Genomic DNA, 16269 nt, shown 5'->3' with positions numbered 1-16269 from the left:
TGCCTCTATATCAACGATCCGCCGTACGAGAGGAGATCGTCCCGTACGGCGGAATCGAAGAGTTATGTCATCTGCGCGGCTGGGCGTCCAGCACCTGCTGGAGTGCCTCGAACTCCTCGACGCACTTTCCGGAGCCGAGCGCCACGCTGTCCAGCGGGTCCTCGGCGATGTGGATCGGCATACCGGTCTCCCGGCGCAGCCGCTCGTCCAGGCCCCGCAGCAGCGCTCCGCCGCCGGTCAGAACGATTCCTCGGTCCATGATGTCGCCGGACAGCTCCGGCGGGCACTTGTCGAGGGTCGTCTTGACGGCGTCGACGATCGCGTTGACCGGCTCCTCGATCGCCTTGCGCACCTCGGCGGCCGAGATGACGACGGTCTTCGGCAGCCCGGACACCAGGTCCCGGCCGCGGATTTCGGTGTGCTCGTCGGTGTCGAGGTCGTACGCCGAACCGATCGTGATCTTGATCTGCTCGGCCGTCCGCTCACCCAGCAGGAGCGAGTACTCCTTCTTGATGTGCTGGATGATCGCGTTGTCCAGCTCGTCGCCCGCGACGCGGATGGACTGGGCGGTGACGATGCCGCCGAGGGAGATGACCGCGACCTCCGTCGTGCCGCCGCCGATGTCGACCACCATGTTGCCCGTGGCCTCGTGGACCGGCAGGCCGGAGCCGATGGCCGCGGCCATGGGCTCCTCGATGATGTGCACCTGGCGGGCGCCGGCCTGGGACGACGCCTCGATGACGGCACGGCGCTCGACGCCCGTGATGCCCGAGGGCACACAGACGACGACCCGCGGACGAGCCAGATACCGCCGCTTGTGGATCTTCAGGATGAAGTAGCGGAGCATCCGCTCGGTGATCTCGAAGTCGGCGATCACGCCGTCCTTCAGCGGACGCACGGCAACGATGTTGCCGGGCGTGCGCCCGATCATCTTCTTCGCTTCGGCGCCGACCGCGAGGATGCCACCGGTGTTGGTGTTGATCGCGACGACGGACGGCTCGTTGAGTACGATCCCGCGACCCCTGACGTACACCAGCGTGTTGGCGGTCCCGAGGTCGACAGCCATGTCACGGCCGATGAACGACATTGAGTTCCCCATCGAGATTCGTCTGGCCTTCCCGTGAGCTTTTGAGGGCTTTTCAGGTAGGCAAAGGTGGGTGCTGTGACGTGAAGGCTTCCATGGTAGACGCGCCTTCGCGAACACTGCGGGAGGGTCCTGGCCATTGTCAGCAGATGGCGACCGCATCCGCTTGTGGAGACGGGCGTTCGGGGCCTTTCGTTCCCTCGATCGCCACGCACGTGCCGCAAAGCCCGGGGACCCCGGTCCTCGGACCCGCCGTATGTGCCGGTGCGGTGGGGAGACTACGACCGGCCGGGGAAGAAGATCTTCACCTCGCGCTCGGCGGACTCCTCGGAGTCGGACGCGTGGATCAGGTTCTCCCGGACGATCACACCGAAGTCACCGCGGATGGAACCGGGCGCCGCGGCGATCGGGTCGGTCGGGCCGGCCAGCCGGCGCACACCCTCGATGACCCGCTCGCCCTCGACGATCAGCGCCACGACCGGGCCGGAGGACATGAACGCCACCAGCGGCTCGTAGAAGGGCTTGCCCTTGTGCTCGCCGTAGTGCTGCTCCAGCGTGTCCTGGTCCAGGGTGCGCAGCTCCAGCGCGGTGATCGTCCAGCCCGCCTTGCGCTCGATGCGGCTGATGATCTCGCCGGTCAGGCCGCGACGGACGGCGTCGGGCTTGAGGAGGACGAGGGTGCGCTGGCTCACGACGGGCTCCTTATGCAATCAAGGTGGTGCGGTGGGACGAGATTACCCGGCGTGTCGGCGCGCCTGTCACGCAGCGTCAGGCGTGGAGGACCCCGCCTCGGCCGCGAATCTCGCCCTGGCGGCGTCGACCTTCCGGCCGTAGTGCACCGACGCCCACCACAGGGCCGCGAAGACCACGCCCAGGAAGAACATCATCGGCACCGCGAACCCCGACGCGATGAGCGCGATCTGCAGCGCCCAGCCCAGGACGACGCCGCCGGGGCGCGTCACCAGGCCGCACAGCAGCAGGCACAGGAACATCGCGACACCACTGACCGTCCACACGGTCGTCATGGACAGGTCGGGGTCCTTCATGGCGACCAGGCCGGCGAAGCCGATGATGAAGAACTCGCCGATCAGCGTCGAGGAACAGAGCGTACGCACGGGATCTCAGCCCTTTCCCAGGAGCAGCCGGGCCTCGCCGACGGTGATGACGGAACCGGTGACGAGCACACCGCCGCCGGCGAACTCGCCCTCCTCCTCGGCCAGCGTGATCGCGGCCTCCAGGGCGTCCGGCAACCGCGGCTCGACCTGGACCCGCTCCTCGCCGAACACCTCGACGGCGATGCCGGCCAGCTCGTCGGCGTCCATCGCCCGGTGGCTGGAGTTCTGCGTGACGACGACCTCCGCGAACACCGGCTCGAAGGCCTCCAGCAGCCCCCGCACGTTCTTGTCACCGCTGGCACCGACCACGCCGATGAGGCGGCTGAACTGGAACGCCTCCCCGATCGCCTCGGCCGTGGCCCGGGCACCCGCCGGGTTGTGCGCGGCGTCCAGCACGACCGTCGGCGAGCGCCGCACGACCTCCAGCCGGCCCGGCGAGGCCACGGCCGCGAACGCCTTGCGGACCGTGTCCAGGTCCAGCGGCTCGGGCCGCTGGGCACCGACCCCGAAGAACGCCTCCACCGCGGCGAGCGCCACGGCCGCGTTGTGCGCCTGGTGCGCCCCGTGCAGCGGCAGGTAGACCTCCGGGTACTCGCCGCCCAGCCCGCGCAGCGTCACCAGCTGCCCGCCGACGGCCACCTGCCGGTCGACCACGCCGAACTCCAGGCCCTCCCGGGCCACCGTCGCGTCCACGTCGACGGCCTTCTTCAGCAGCACCTGCGCGGCGCCCACCGGCTGCTGCGCCATGATGACCGTCGCGTCCTGCTTGATGATCCCGGACTTCTCCGTGGCGATCTCGGCGTGCGTCGAGCCCAGCCGGTCGGTGTGGTCCAGGTCGATGGGCGTCACCACGGCCACGTCACCGTCGATCACGTTCGTGGCGTCCCAGGAGCCACCCATGCCGACCTCGACGACGGCGACGTCCACGGGGGCGTCCGCGAAGGCCGCGTACGCCATGCCCGTGAGCACCTCGAAGAACGACAGCCGGTACTCCTGCTGCCCGTCGACCATCTCCACGTACGGCTTGATGTCCTGGTACGTCTCGATGAACCGCTCGGGGGCGACCGGGGCGCCGTCCAGGCTGATGCGCTCGGTGATCGACTGCACATGGGGCGAGGTGTAGCGCCCGGTGCGCAGCTCGAAGGCGCCGAGCAGGGCCTCGATCATGCGGGCGGTGGAGGTCTTGCCGTTGGTGCCCGTGATGTGGATCGAGGGGTACGACCGCTGCGGCTCGCCCAGGACGTCCATCAGGGCGGCGATGCGGGCGACGGACGGCTCCAGCTTGGTCTCGCCCCAGCGCGTGGCGAGCTCCGTCTCGACCTCGCGCAGGGCCTTGTCGACCTCGGGGTCGGTCGGCCGCGCGGGGACGTCGGCGTCGGGCGGGCCGCCCTGGGTGCGCAGGGTGCGGCTGCCGGCCTCGATGACGGCGAGGTCGGGGTCGCGGGTGGTCTCCTCCGCGACGATCTCGTCGAACGCGTGGAGGGGATCGGGCTGGTCGTCGGCGCTGGGGTCCGGGGGGAGCTCGCTCACGGGGCCAGTCTACGGAGACCGACCGACGTTGTTTGCGGTGGCTTGTGCCGGTGGGGGCTGCGGCTGCGTGGGGGCCGGTCGCGCCCACGCGGCGCAGCCGCACATCCATGCTCCCCGCACTCCCGGGCGCGTGCCCCCGGAGCCGTGAGGCCCCCGGGCCTGACGGCTCCGGGGGCCTCACACCGTATGCGTCCTCACGCCTGCGGCAGGCGCTCCAGCTGGGACTGGATGCGGCTGATGTCCTCCTCCGCCTTGGCGAGGCGGGTGCGGATCTTGTCCACGACGTGGTCGGGGGCCTTCGCCAGGAACGCCTCGTTGCCGAGCTTGGCGTTCGCCTGGGCCTTCTCCTTCTCGGCGGCGGCGAGGTCCTTCGCCAGGCGCTTGCGCTCGGCCGCCACGTCGATCGTGCCGGAGAGGTCGAGCGCGACCTCGGCACCGGCGACCGGGAGGGTCGCCGTCGCCGTGAAGGACTCGCCCTCCGGCTGCAGGCGCAGGAGCTGGCGGATGGCCGCCTCGTGGGGGGCGAACGGCGTGCCGTCCAGCGTCAGGCGGGCCGGGACGCGCTGGCCCGGCTGCAGGCCCTGGTCGGCGCGGAAGCGGCGGACCTCGGTGATGACCGACTGGAGCGACTCGATCTCGCGCTCGGCGTCGGCGTCCCGGAAGCCGCTGTCCTTCGGCCACTCGGCGATGACGACCGACTCGCCGCCGGTCAGCGTCGTCCACAGCGTCTCGGTGACGAACGGGACCACCGGGTGCAGCAGCTTCAGCGTGACGTCGAGGACCTCGCCCAGGACGCGCTGGGACACCTCGGCCGGTTCGCCGCCGGCCTGGAACGTCGTCTTGGACAGCTCGACGTACCAGTCGAAGACCTCGTCCCACGCGAAGTGGAACAGGGAGTCGGACAGCTTGGCGAACTGGTAGTCCTCGTAGTACGCGTCGACCTCGGCGACGACCGAGTTCAGCCGGGACAGGATCCAGCGGTCCGTCGAGGACATCCTCGACGGCTCGGGCAGCGGGCCCTCGACCGTCGCGCCGTTCATCAGCGCGAAGCGCGTCGCGTTCCAAATCTTGTTGGCGAAGTTGCGCGAGCCCTGGACCCAGTCCTCGCCGATCGGCACGTCGACACCCGGGTTGGCGCCGCGGGCGAGGGTGAAGCGCAGCGCGTCGGAGCCGTACTTGTCCATCCAGTCCAGCGGGTTGACCGCGTTGCCGAAGGACTTCGACATCTTCTTGCCGAACTGGTCGCGGACCATGCCGTGCAGCGCGATGGTGTGGAACGGCGGGGTGCCGTCCATCGCGTACAGGCCGAACATCATCATCCGGGCGACCCAGAAGAAGAGGATGTCGTAGCCGGTGACCAGGACCGAGTTCGGGTAGAACTTCGCGAGCGACTCGGTCTGCTCGGGCCAGCCGAGCGTGGAGAACGGCCACAGGCCCGAGGAGAACCAGGTGTCGAGGACGTCGGTGTCCTGGTGCCAGCCCTCGCCGCTCGGCGGCTCCTCGTCGGGGCCGACGCAGACGACCTCGCCTTCGGGGCCGTACCAGACCGGGATGCGGTGGCCCCACCACAGCTGGCGCGAGATGCACCAGTCGTGGAGGTTGTCGACCCAGTCGAAGTAGCGCTTCTCCATCTCCTGCGGGTGGATCTTGACCCGGCCGTCGCGGACGGCGTCACCGGCCGCCTTGGCGAGCGGGCCGACCTTGACCCACCACTGCATGGACAGGCGCGGCTCGATGGTGGTCTTGCAGCGCGAGCAGTGGCCGACGGAGTGGACGTAGGGCCGCTTCTCGGCCACGATCCGGCCCTCGGCGCGCAGGGCGGCGACGATCGCCGAGCGGGCCTCCAGCCGGTCCAGGCCCTGGAAGGGGCCGTGGGCGGTGATGACCGCGTGCTCGTCCATGATCGTGATGGCCGGCAGGTCGTGGCGCTGGCCGATCTCGAAGTCGTTCGGGTCGTGCGCCGGGGTGACCTTGACGGCACCCGTGCCGAACTCGGGGTCGACGTGCTCGTCCGCGACGACCGGGATGGAGCGGTCGGTCAGCGGCAGCTTGACCAGCTTGCCGATCAGGTGCTTGTAGCGCTCGTCCTCGGGGTGGACGGCGACGGCCGTGTCACCGAGCATCGTCTCGGCGCGGGTGGTGGCGACGACGATGGTGTCGTCCCCGTCGCCGTACTTCATGGAGACGAGCTCGCCGTCGTCGTCCTGGTACTCGACCTCGATGTCCGAGATGGCGGTCAGGCACCGGGGGCACCAGTTGATGATGCGCTCGGCGCGGTAGATCAGCTCGTCGTCGTAGAGGCGCTTGAAGATGGTCTGGACGGCCTGGGACAGGCCCTCGTCCATGGTGAAGCGCTCGCGCGACCAGGCGACGCCGTCGCCCAACCGCCGCATCTGGCCGCTGATCTGGCCGCCGGACTCGCCCTTCCACTGCCAGACCCGCTCGACGAAGGCCTCGCGGCCGAGGTCGTGCCGGGACTTGCCCTCCTTGCCGAGCTCGCGCTCGACGACGTTCTGCGTGGCGATGCCGGCGTGGTCCATGCCCGGCTGCCACAGCGTCTCGAACCCCTGCATGCGCTTGCGGCGGGTCAGGGCGTCGATGAGCGTGTGCTCGAAGGCGTGCCCGAGGTGCAGGCTGCCCGTGACGTTCGGCGGCGGGATGACGATGGTGTACGGCGGCTTGTCGCTCTTGGCGTCCGCCTCGAAGTAACCCCGCTCCACCCAGCGCTCGTACAGCGGCCCCTCCACGTCGGCCGGCGCGTACTGGGTCGGCAGGTCGGTGCTGGGCGCTGGTGGCTGCTGCTGAGCGTTCTCGGTCACGGGGGTCAGTTTAGAGGTGTCACGACCCCGTCCCGAAACGCGTTTCCTTTGTAACGGAGGGGGGCCCGATGCCATGCACACGGCGGGTCTGCGCCAGGATGTCGGAAAGACCTGACCATCTGGAGGGGAACCCAGAAGATGAGCTACAACCAGCCGGGCCCGTACGGCGGGCAGCCCCAGCAGCCCGGACCGTACGGCCAGCCGGGCCCGTACGGCCAGCCGCCGCAGGCGCCCCAGCCCGGCTACGGCTACCCCCAGCAGGCCCCTCCGCCCCAGCCCGGTTACGGCCACCCGCAGCAGCCCCCGCAGGGCGTCCCGCCGCAGCAGGCCCCGTACGGCCAGCAGCCGCCGTACGGCCAGCCGCCGCAGCCGCCCTACGGCCAGGCCCCCTACGGCATGCCGCAGCCCCCGGCGCCGGGTGGCGGCAAGAAGAAGACGGGGCTGATCATCGGCGCGGTCGCGGTCGTCGCGGCGATCGGCGTCGGCGCGTACTTCCTCCTCGGCGGCAGCGGCGGCGCGGGCGCGCTGGAGGACGACGGCCCGCACAGGCTGGCCACACCGGCGAAGGTGCTCACCGACTACAAGCGCACCACCAAGGACGGGCAGACCGCCGGCGACGACTCGACGGCGGAGCTGGAGAAGAGCGGCGTGAAGGACGCCAAGACGGCGGCGGGCCTCTACTCCACGGTCGACCTGAGCGACTACGACCCGAACGACCCGTCGTCCGCCGCGAAGATGGCCACGGCCAAGACCCTTTCGGTGGCCGGTGCCTACGGCGAGATCTCCGACCCGGAGAAGACGCTGGACCTGTTCTTCGCCAACTTCAGAAAGTCGGCCGAGAAGGAGTCCGCCACCGGGTCCGGCAAGCCCGAACTGGTCGGCGAGCCGGAGTCGGCGGACCTCGACGGCGCGGTCATGAAGTGCCAGTCGGTCAAGGGCCAGGACCAGATGACGAAGAAGGAGAAGACCAACTGGTTCTGCGCGTGGGCCGATTACAGCACGATCGCCGTCATCTCCCCCGGTGACGCGGCCCAGGGCGTCACCAAGGACGTGGCGATCGACCTCACCACGAAGGTCCGCGGCGAGATCCGCGTGAAGGCCTGACACCGCGAACGACGAAGGCGCCCGGCGATGTCGCCGGGCGCCTCTCGCGTGCTGGGGACGGCGGTCAGGCCGTCTTCTGTTCGCCCGGGCCGCGGCCGCGGGCGTCCCTCGGGATCAGGGTCGGGTTGACGTTGGACTGGACGACGTCCGCCGTGATGACGACCCGGGCCACGTCCTTGCGGGACGGGACCTCGTACATGACGCCCTGGAGGACCTCCTCCATGATGGCGCGCAGGCCGCGGGCGCCGGTCTGGCGGAGGATGGCCTGGTCGGCGATGGCCTCCAGCGCCTCGCGCTCGAAGTCCAGCTCCACCCCGTCGAGTTCGAACAGGCGCTGGTACTGCTTGACGAGCGCGTTGCGCGGCTCGACGAGGATCTGGAGCAGCGCCTCGCGGTCGAGGTTGTGGACCGAGGTGATGACCGGCAGGCGGCCGATGAACTCGGGGATCATGCCGAACTTGACCAGGTCCTCCGGCATGACCTCCTGGAACTGGTCCTTGGACTCCATCTCGCGCTTGGAGCGGATCTGCGCGCCGAAGCCGATGCCCTTGGCGCCGGCCCGGGCCTCGATGATCTTCTCCAGTCCGGCGAAGGCGCCGCCCACGATGAACAGCACGTTCGTCGTGTCGATCTGGATGAACTCCTGGTGGGGGTGCTTGCGCCCGCCCTGCGGGGGCACGGAGGCCGTGGTGCCCTCCAGGATCTTCAGCAGGGCCTGCTGGACGCCCTCGCCCGACACGTCGCGGGTGATGGAGGGGTTCTCGCTCTTCCTCGCGACCTTGTCGATCTCGTCGATGTAGATGATCCCGGTCTCGGCCTTCTTGACGTCGTAGTCGGCCGCCTGGATCAGCTTGAGGAGGATGTTCTCGACGTCCTCGCCGACGTACCCGGCCTCCGTGAGGGCCGTGGCGTCGGCGATCGCGAACGGGACGTTCAGCATGCGCGCCAGGGTCTGCGCGAGGAGGGTCTTGCCGGAACCCGTGGGGCCGAGCAGGAGGATGTTCGACTTCGCCAACTCGATGGCGTCGTCACGGCCGTTGGCCCCGCCGTTCTCCCCGGCCTGGACGCGCTTGTAGTGGTTGTACACCGCGACGGACAGGGCCTTCTTGGCGGCCTCCTGGCCGACCACGTAGCCCTCGAGGAACTCGTAGATCTCGCGCGGCTTCGGGAGTTCCTCCCAGCGGACCTCGCTGGTCTCCGCCAGCTCTTCCTCGATGATCTCGTTGCAGAGGTCGATGCACTCGTCGCAGATGTACACACCGGGCCCTGCGATGAGCTTCTTGACCTGCTTCTGGCTCTTGCCGCAGAACGAGCACTTGAGCAGATCGCCGCCGTCACCGATGCGTGCCACGGTGTGCTTCCCCTTCGCCTGGGAGACTCCTGGACGCCGACGTCCAGCGGACTCCTGGTGCTGCCTTATGTCCGACGGTACCTTGCCGGGCCCCCCGTCCGGGCCCCCCTTGGCGCGGTTGGCTTTGACGTGGACCGTGTCAAACCGTGCCAAGGGGCGGCAGACGTTACAGCCTCTCGCCTCAGCGCAGGCTCGAGTTGTCCATCTTCCGGGTGGTGATGATCTGGTCGATCAGGCCGTAGCTCAGGGCGTCCTCGGCCGTGAGGATCTTGTCGCGCTCGATGTCCTCGCGGATCTTGTCGATCGCCTGGGTGGAGTGCTTGGCCAGCATCTCCTCCAGCTGCGTGCGCATGCGGAGGATCTCGTTCGCGGCGATCTCCAGGTCGGACACCTGGCCGCGGCCGGTCTCGCTGTAGGGCTGGTGGATCAGCACGCGCGCGTTCGGCAGGGCCATGCGCTTGCCCGGCGTGCCGGCGGCCAGCAGGACGGCGGCGGCGGAGGCCGCCTGGCCCATGCAGACCGTCTGGATGTCCGGCTTGACGTACTGCATGGTGTCGTAGATCGCCGTGAGCGCGGTGAAGGAGCCGCCCGGGCTGTTGATGTAGACCGAGATGTCACGGTCGGGGTCCATCGACTCCAGGCACAGCAGCTGCGCCATGACGTCGTTGGCGGAGGCGTCGTCGATCTGGACGCCGAGGAAGATCACACGCTCCTCGAAGAGCTTCGCGTACGGGTCGTACTCGCGGATGCCCTGCGAGGTGCGCTCGACGAAACGCGGGATGACGTAGCGGGACTCGGCCTGCGGGCCGGTGTAGCGGCCCTGCGAGCCGCTCATGTCCTGCACGGCGGGCATACGGTCGTAGATCCCGCTGCCGGGGAACTGGTTCACGGTGTCTCCTGGAAAGGGCTGAGGCGGTCGGCTGGGGCTGGCTGGGGTCGCGGGGGCCCGGGAGGGGCTCCGTGGCCTCACGGGGCGCCACAGGCCCCGTGAGGACCGCTCAGGCCCCGGTGCCGCCGCCGCCCGGCATGCCGGCGGCCGTGGGGATCACGTCGTCGATGAGGCCGTACTCCTTGGCCTCGAAGGCGTCGAACCAGCGGTCGCGGTCCGAGTCGCGGGTGATCTGCTCGACCGTCTGGCCGGTGTGCTGAGCGGTGAGCTCGGCCATGCGCTTCTTGGTGTGCAGCAGCCGCTCTGCGTGGATCTTGATGTCCGAGGCGGAACCCGCCAGGCCCGCGGAGGGCTGGTGGATCAGGATCTCGGCGTTCGGCAGCGCGAAGCGCTTGCCCGGGGTGCCCGCGCTGAGCAGGAACTGACCCATGGAAGCCGCGAGACCCATGGCGATGGTCACCACGTCGTTCTTGATGAACTGCATCGTGTCGTAGATCGCCATGCCGGCCGTGATCGAACCGCCGGGGCTGTTGATGTACAGGTAGATGTCCTTGTCCGGGTCGGCGGCAAGGAGCAGCAGCTGTGCGGTGATCTTGTTGGCAATGTCGTCGTCGACCGGCTGGCCGAGGAAGATGATCCGCTCGTTGAGCAGCCGGTTGTAGACCTGGTCGCCGAGGCCACCACCGATGGAAGGCTCGCCGGCGGCTGAAGGCATCAGATTCGTCACGTATCCACCTGCTCGTCTTACGACGGCGCCGGGCCGTCTCACGTTTCCCTGCGGGGCTCGGAGCCGTTCGGGGACTCCTCTGCCCTGGTATTCATGGACCCTAACGCGCGGGTCCCTTCGGGGAATCCCGGAGATGGGAGTGTTCGCCGGGGGCGTAGCGCGGTGGGCTCCGCCGGTGGGGCCGTGCCGTCTCGCCGGGGTGGTCCTGCCGTCGCCGGGCCGCGGGTGCGTCGTGGTCGCTCGCGCAGTCCCCGCGCCCCTCGAGGACGCTGCCCGCCGGCAGACCGAGAAGGCCCCGGGGCGTGCCCCAGGGCCTTCTCACGAACTCACCGGTGCCGGGGCTCAGCCCTCGGTCTTCTCCTCGGCGGACTCGGCCGGGGTCTCCTCGGCCGCGGCCTCGGCGGACTCGGTCTCGTCCTCCTCGTCGTCGAGGTCGACGATCTCGCCGTTGGTGTCCTTGACCGTGGCCTTCTCGACCACGACGGCCAGGGCCTTGCCGCGGGCGACCTCGCCGACCAGGAGCGGAACCTGCCCGCCCTCGACGACCGCCTGGGCGAACTGGTCGGGGGACATGCCGGAGGAGGCGGCGCGGCGCATGAGGTGCTCGGTGAGCTCCTCCTGGTTCACGTTCAGCTTCTCCTGCTTGACCAGCTCGTCGAGGACGAACTGGGTCTTGATGCCCTTGACCGCGGCCTCACGGGTCTCGGTGTCGAACTCCTCCTCGGTCTTGCCCTGGATCTCCAGGTACTTCGCGAGGTCGAGGCCCATCTGGCCGAGCTGGTGGTGCTCCAGGTTGTGCTTGCGGGTGTTGATCTCGTCCTCGAGCAGCTTCTCGGGGACGGGCACCTCGACCAGCTCGAGCAGCTTCTCCAGGACGCGCTCCTGGGCCTGCGTGGCCTGGTCGTACTGCTTCATGTTCTCGAGGCGCTTGCGGCTGTCCGCGCGCAGCTCCTCGAGGGTGTCGAACTCGGAGGCGAGCTGCGCGAACTCGTCGTCCAGCTCGGGCAGTTCGCGCTTGGCGACCTGGGTGACCTTGACGGTGACCTCGGCCTCCTTGCCGGCCGCCGAGCCGCCCTTGAGCTCGGAGGTGAAGGTGGCCTCGCCACCGGCCTCCAGGCCCTTCACGGCGTCGTCGATGCCGTCCAGCAGCTCGCCGGAGCCGATGGTGTAGGAGACGCCATTGGCGATGCCGTCCTCGAGGACCTCGCCGTCGACCTTGGCCTGCAGGTCGATCGTGACGACGTCGCCGTCCTCGGCGGCGCGCTCGACCGGGGCGGTGGAGGCGAAGCGCTCGCGCAGCTCCTCGACGGCCTTGTCGACGTCCTCGTCGGTGACCTCGACCGCGTCGACCTCGACCTCGATGCCGGAGTAGTCCGGGATCTCGATGGCCGGGCGGATGTCGACCTCGGCGGTGAAGTTCAGCGTCTCGCCGTCCTTCAGCTCCGTGATGTCGACCTCGGGCTGGCCCAGCGGGCTCAGCTCGGCCTCGTTGACCGCATCGGTGTAGAACTTCGGCAGCGCGTCGTTGACGGCCTCCTCCAGCACCGCACCGCGGCCGAACCGCTGGTCGATGACCCGGGCCGGGACCTTGCCCTTGCGGAAGCCCTTCACCGTGACCTGCTGGTTGATCTTCTTGTACGCCGCGTCGAGGCTGTCCTTGAGCTCCTCGAAGGGCACCTCGACAGTGAGCCGAACCCGGGTCGGGTTCAGGGTCTCCACGGCGCTCTTCACGGTTCGGTCTCCTTGTGGCTGACTGCTTGGGTTCTGCCGGGGCCAGAACGGCCCGGCGGATTTCGCCGCCCGGAGGACTTCAGACGCTGAGACACACGGGCGTGCAGCTTGCATAGTAACGGCAGGGACTACACCGCCCAAAAGGCGATCACGTCGGTGACCGGGAGACGATCACACGAGGTGACCGGGTGGCTGGTCGGGGTGGCGGGATTTGAACCCACGGCCTTCCGCTCCCAAAGCGGACGCGCTACCAAGCTGCGCCACACCCCGTCTGGTGCGACACGTAGGGTACATGCCGGCAGGCGGTGCGGCCGCCGCATTTCCACGGTGCCGGCGCCGCGTCGGGCCGTGCGGGAATGCGGTGTGCGGCGAAGGGGGGCGACCCGCTACGATGCCTGCAGTGCCGCGGTCACCGGACCTGCGGCGCGCGCTGTGCGGGCGTAGCTCAATGGTAGAGCCCTAGTCTTCCAAACTAGCTACGCGGGTTCGATTCCCGTCGCCCGCTCTCGGTGGCTCAGGGCCAGGCCGGAGGATCAATCCTCCGGCCTGGCCCTGAGTGCTTCCCGTGCACCCCTCCTCGTTCGGGCGGCTGTCAGAGGTCGCGCACGTTGAGCGTGTAGACGGAGCGGGTGCCGTAGGGGACGTACAGCGCGTCGCCCACCAGGGTGGGGGGTGCGCCCGTGGCGTTGTCCGCCTCGCCGCTGTCGTCGCGGCCGTCCTGGTCACCCTCGACCCTTCCCGTGCGCACGTTCAGGGCGGCGACCCGGCCGCTGGGCGACGCGAAGTAGACGTGCGTGGCGGAGGCCGCCGGGGGGCCCTGCCGCTCCACGGTGGAGTTGCTGTTCCAGAGGGTCCGTCCGGTGCGCGGCGAGACCGCGCTCACCCCGCCGCTGCCCCGGGTGAAGTAGACCCTGCCGCGCAGCAGGTGGACGGCGGAGGCGTCGGCCTGCCGGTCGGAGACCCGGACGGCGGTCACCGCGTGGGTGCCGGTGTGGACCAGGGTCAGGCCCTTGCCGGGCGCGTTGCGGGCGGCCAGCACCAGCCGGTCGCCGTCCCGGCCGAGCAGGTCCAGGTCGCCCTTCGCCGCAGCCGTCCAGCGGACCTCGCCGGTGGCCGCGTCCAGCTCGGACACGGTCGTGCGGGAGGTGTCCTGCTGCCACATGCCGGTCGTGCAGAGGAGATAGGGGCGCTGTGCCGCGGCGCGCAGTGCGCAGGTCTCGGTGCCCCGCGGTTCGGGGCGCTTCCAGCGGACCTCGCCCGTGGCGGCGTCGAGCAGGGCGTACTCGTCGCCCGCCGCGCCGTAGGCCGTGAGGACACCCTCGGGGACGGTGGTGGCACCGCCCACCTCGGCGTCGGGCACGCCGGCGGTCTGGCCGACGGCCGTGCGGGTCCGCCAGAGCACCTTGCCGGTCTCGGCGGACAGGGCCGCGACCGTGTAGGTGAACAGAGGGCCGGCGCCGTTCGCCATCTCCCGGCTGTCCGCCTGGTAGGCGTAGACGCGGTCGCCGTCCGCGCCGATGATCGAGCCCTGTGCCGACGCCAGGCCGTCCGGCGCGGTCGGGTCGACGAAGCGGGTCCAGGTGCGCTCGCCGCGGGCGAGGTCGTAGCGGGCGGCCATGACCTGGCCGCCGGCGCACACCAGGGACGTCTCCACGGCGGTGCACCGCTGGAACGCGGAGTTGCCGGGCAGGCGTCCGGCCCCCTTCATGGGCACCGGCTCGGCGGCCCACGCCCGCCAGCCCTCGGGGAGGCCGGCCGGGGCGGTGGACGACGAGGGCGTGCGCCCGGTGTCGCGGGTCAGGGCGAGCGTGGTGGTGACGAGCGCGGCGAGGACGACCGAGGCCGCGGCCCCCGCCAGCATCAGGGCGTTCCTGCGGCGCCTGCGGGTGCGATCGGCCGCGGGTGCCGCAGGCTCCGCCGGCGGGGTGCCGGGGCCGGACGGGGTGGGGCCGGGGGCCGATGGGTCGGCGGGCGGGGCTGTGGGTTCCGTCGAGGTGGGGCCGGTCCCTGACGCCGGGCGCTCGGCCGGCGAGGTGCCGGGGCCGGTCGGGGTGGGGCCGGGGGCCGGTGGGTCGGCGGGCGGGGTGGTGGGTTCGGTCGGGGTGCGGTCGGGTCGGCGCCGCGTGATCCGGTCGGCGTCCGCTTGCCCGGGCCGGGGCTGCGGGGTCCTCCCCCGCTCGGTGCGGGCCGCCTCGGGCCAGACCGTGGCGGACGGCTCGGTCGGGCGGGTGCCCGGCCAGGGGCGTACGGGCCGGGGGGCGGCGGTGGCGGGGCGGGCGCGTCCCGCGAGGGCCGTCGCACCCTCGCGCAGCAGCGTGAAGAGTTCGCCCGCGGCCGGGCGGGCGAGGCGGTCCTTGTCCAGGCACAGCAGCAGGCAGGGCAGCAGTTCGTCCGGCACGCCGGTGAGGTCCGGTTCGCCCTCGACCACCTTCAGCGCCGTCTCGTAGGCGCTCGGGCTGTCGAAGGGGCCGCGCCCGGTGGCCGCGTAGGCGAGCACCGAGCCGAGGGAGAAGATGTCGGCGGCCGGACCCACGTCCTGCGGGGAGGCGAACTGCTCCGGGGACATGAAGGGCGGCGTGCCCATCACGCGGCCGGTCTGGGTCAGGGCGTCCGAGGCGGCCGCTTCGGCGGCGCGGGAGATGCCGAAGTCGATGACGCGCGGGCCGTCCTCGGCGAGCATCACGTTGGCCGGCTTCAGGTCGCGGTGGACCACTCCGGCGCGGTGGATGTCGCGCAGCGCCTCGGCGAGACCGGCGGCGAGTTCCCGCAGGCGGGGCACCGGGAGCGGGCCGTGTGCCCGGACGTGGGTGCCGAGGTCCGCGCCCGGGATGTAGAGCGTGGCCATCCAGGGGCGGGGCGCGTCGGCGCCGGCGTCGACGACGGGGGCCGTGAAGGCCCCGCTGACCTGCCGGGCCGCGGCGACCTCGCGGCGGAACCGGGCTCGGAACTCGTCGTCGTCGGCGTACTGGCCGTGCACCACCTTGATCGCGAGGCGCCGGCCCGAGGCCGAGCGGGCGAGGTAGACCACCCCCATGCCGCCGGAGCCCAGACGGTCCTCGATGCGGTAGCCGCCCACCTCCGCCGGGTCGGAATCGCGCAGCGCCATCCCCGTACGTTCCCCCCGTCACGCACCGTCCTGTGGTCGGGGCGAGCGTATCCGCCCGGGCCGGGGAACCAGGGCGCGGGGCGGGCCCCGCCGGTCAGAAGCTGATGGAGTTGATGGTTTCCGCTATCGAGTTGAGGAACCTGTTGATGGACGGGGCCATGCCGGTCGAGGCGAGGAAGAAGCCGAAGAGGATCGCCACGATCGCGGGACCTGCCTTGATGGAGCCCCCTCTCAGCAACACCACAAGGATGATCGCCAACAGCAGCACCACAGACAGTGAAATGGCCACAACTGATCACACCCTCGGTCGGTCCGCTCTCCCGGCCCGGGGACGCGACCCCGCGCACCCCCGCCAGAACCATCGTGCCACCAACACGGCCCCGCTATGCGGCCGGTGACACAACGGCCACGGTCCGGAGGGGCCGGCCCGGCGTGTCGCGCGGCGCCGGGCGGCCAACGGCTCGCGGTCGCACGGTAATTCGAAGCACCACCCGTGCAGGGAATTCAGCCGGATCGTTTCCGTCTCCACACAATGCTTTCGCACTTATTTCAAAGCACCCCCGCAGACTTGCCAACACCGGCCGGGGAAGCCCGCGAAGAGGGCGGAAGCAGACATTCCGCCAGAGTCGCCTGCTGGCCTTATGCCCCACTTAGTGGGGATGTATCACCACAACTGGAGCCCGGCCGGTCCTTTCCTGCGGCTCCGAAGTGTGGTGCCCGTCACGCAGCTTGTGATGTCAACTACCCGTTATTCGGGGGCACCCGAAGCGAATAGTCAGGATTCACGTCCGGCGTTTTACGAATAGCCGCAGG

Annotated in this window: 12 protein-coding genes and 2 tRNA genes; 2 read left to right on the top strand and 12 right to left on the bottom strand. The window is 70.3% G+C overall.

Features of this window, described 5'->3' with window-relative positions; genetic code table 11:
- Positions 1–67 precede the first annotated feature (67 nt).
- The 5 genes from Q5694_RS03995 to Q5694_RS03975 all read right to left on the bottom strand — a co-directional run bounded on the left by Q5694_RS03995 (position 68) and on the right by Q5694_RS03975 (position 6548).
- Positions 68–1087 carry a rod shape-determining protein gene (locus Q5694_RS03995; RefSeq protein WP_006133575.1) on the bottom strand — a complete coding sequence of 340 codons (1020 nt, stop codon included), beginning with the start codon at positions 1085–1087 and terminating at the stop codon, positions 68–70.
- A gap of 275 nt (positions 1088–1362) precedes the next feature.
- The gene (gene ndk, locus Q5694_RS03990; protein ID WP_333930600.1) at positions 1363–1776 is read right to left on the bottom strand and encodes a nucleoside-diphosphate kinase; all 414 of its coding nucleotides are present in this window, start codon (positions 1774–1776) and stop codon (positions 1363–1365) included.
- 66 nt (positions 1777–1842) lie between these two features.
- Positions 1843–2199 carry a DUF4233 domain-containing protein gene (locus Q5694_RS03985; RefSeq protein ID WP_333930599.1) on the bottom strand — a complete coding sequence of 119 codons (357 nt, stop codon included), beginning with the start codon at positions 2197–2199 and terminating at the stop codon, positions 1843–1845.
- A 6-nt stretch (positions 2200–2205) separates the two neighbouring features.
- Positions 2206–3729: a bifunctional tetrahydrofolate synthase/dihydrofolate synthase gene (folC, locus tag Q5694_RS03980; RefSeq protein ID WP_333930598.1), complete on the bottom strand. Its 1524-nt coding sequence runs from the start codon at positions 3727–3729 to the stop codon at positions 2206–2208.
- A gap of 194 nt (positions 3730–3923) precedes the next feature.
- Entirely contained in the window at positions 3924–6548 is a 2625-nt protein-coding gene (locus Q5694_RS03975; RefSeq protein ID WP_333930597.1) for a valine--tRNA ligase, read from the bottom strand.
- A gap of 138 nt (positions 6549–6686) precedes the next feature.
- On the opposite strand from Q5694_RS03975, the gene Q5694_RS03970 reads away from it, so the two are divergent.
- Positions 6687–7652, top strand: coding sequence for a hypothetical protein (locus Q5694_RS03970; protein WP_333930596.1), 966 nt, complete (start codon positions 6687–6689; stop codon positions 7650–7652).
- Positions 7653–7716: 64 nt separating this feature from the next.
- Here Q5694_RS03970 and clpX read toward each other — a convergent pair whose 3' ends face one another.
- The 5 genes from clpX to Q5694_RS03945 form a co-directional block, all read right to left on the bottom strand.
- Positions 7717–9003, bottom strand: coding sequence for an ATP-dependent Clp protease ATP-binding subunit ClpX (gene clpX, locus Q5694_RS03965; protein WP_031114127.1), 1287 nt, complete (start codon positions 9001–9003; stop codon positions 7717–7719).
- Between the two features lie 181 nt (positions 9004–9184).
- Positions 9185–9892: an ATP-dependent Clp protease proteolytic subunit gene (locus Q5694_RS03960; protein WP_333930595.1), complete on the bottom strand. Its 708-nt coding sequence runs from the start codon at positions 9890–9892 to the stop codon at positions 9185–9187.
- A gap of 109 nt (positions 9893–10001) precedes the next feature.
- Positions 10002–10607: an ATP-dependent Clp protease proteolytic subunit gene (locus Q5694_RS03955; RefSeq protein ID WP_030240055.1), complete on the bottom strand. Its 606-nt coding sequence runs from the start codon at positions 10605–10607 to the stop codon at positions 10002–10004.
- Positions 10608–10961: 354 nt separating this feature from the next.
- The gene (tig, locus tag Q5694_RS03950) at positions 10962–12350 is read right to left on the bottom strand and encodes a trigger factor (protein ID WP_333930594.1); all 1389 of its coding nucleotides are present in this window, start codon (positions 12348–12350) and stop codon (positions 10962–10964) included.
- A 193-nt stretch (positions 12351–12543) separates the two neighbouring features.
- Positions 12544–12620 (bottom strand) — tRNA-Pro (locus Q5694_RS03945).
- Between the two features lie 164 nt (positions 12621–12784).
- Between Q5694_RS03945 and Q5694_RS03940 the strand changes: the two genes are divergently transcribed.
- A tRNA-Gly gene (locus Q5694_RS03940) sits at positions 12785–12855 on the top strand.
- 87 nt (positions 12856–12942) lie between these two features.
- Here Q5694_RS03940 and Q5694_RS03935 read toward each other — a convergent pair.
- Together Q5694_RS03935 and Q5694_RS03930 are read right to left on the bottom strand one after the other, a co-directional pair.
- Entirely contained in the window at positions 12943–15456 is a 2514-nt protein-coding gene (locus Q5694_RS03935; RefSeq protein WP_333930593.1) for a serine/threonine-protein kinase, read from the bottom strand.
- Between the two features lie 94 nt (positions 15457–15550).
- Positions 15551–15745, bottom strand: a complete 195-nt coding sequence (locus Q5694_RS03930; protein WP_010041885.1) for a hypothetical protein — start codon at positions 15743–15745, stop codon at positions 15551–15553.
- Between the last annotated feature and the right edge of the window lie 524 nt (positions 15746–16269).

It is taken from the genome of Streptomyces sp. AHA2 (genome assembly GCF_036857595.1).
Taxonomy (GTDB): Bacteria; Actinomycetota; Actinomycetes; order Streptomycetales; family Streptomycetaceae; genus Streptomyces.
This window is presented reverse-complemented; position numbering and strand designations above follow the sequence as displayed.

What these genes read in the sequence shown, in the direction of transcription:
- Q5694_RS03935 (WP_333930593.1), bottom strand. Translation starts at nt 15,456, where the DNA reads ATGGCGCTGCGCGATTCCGACCCGGCGGAGGTGGGCGGCTACCGCATC.
- Q5694_RS03995 (WP_006133575.1), bottom strand. Translation starts at nt 1,087, where the DNA reads ATGTCGTTCATCGGCCGTGACATGGCTGTCGACCTCGGGACCGCCAAC.
- Q5694_RS03955 (WP_030240055.1), bottom strand. Translation starts at nt 10,607, where the DNA reads ATGCCTTCAGCCGCCGGCGAGCCTTCCATCGGTGGTGGCCTCGGCGAC.
- Q5694_RS03970 (WP_333930596.1), top strand. Translation starts at nt 6,687, where the DNA reads ATGAGCTACAACCAGCCGGGCCCGTACGGCGGGCAGCCCCAGCAGCCC.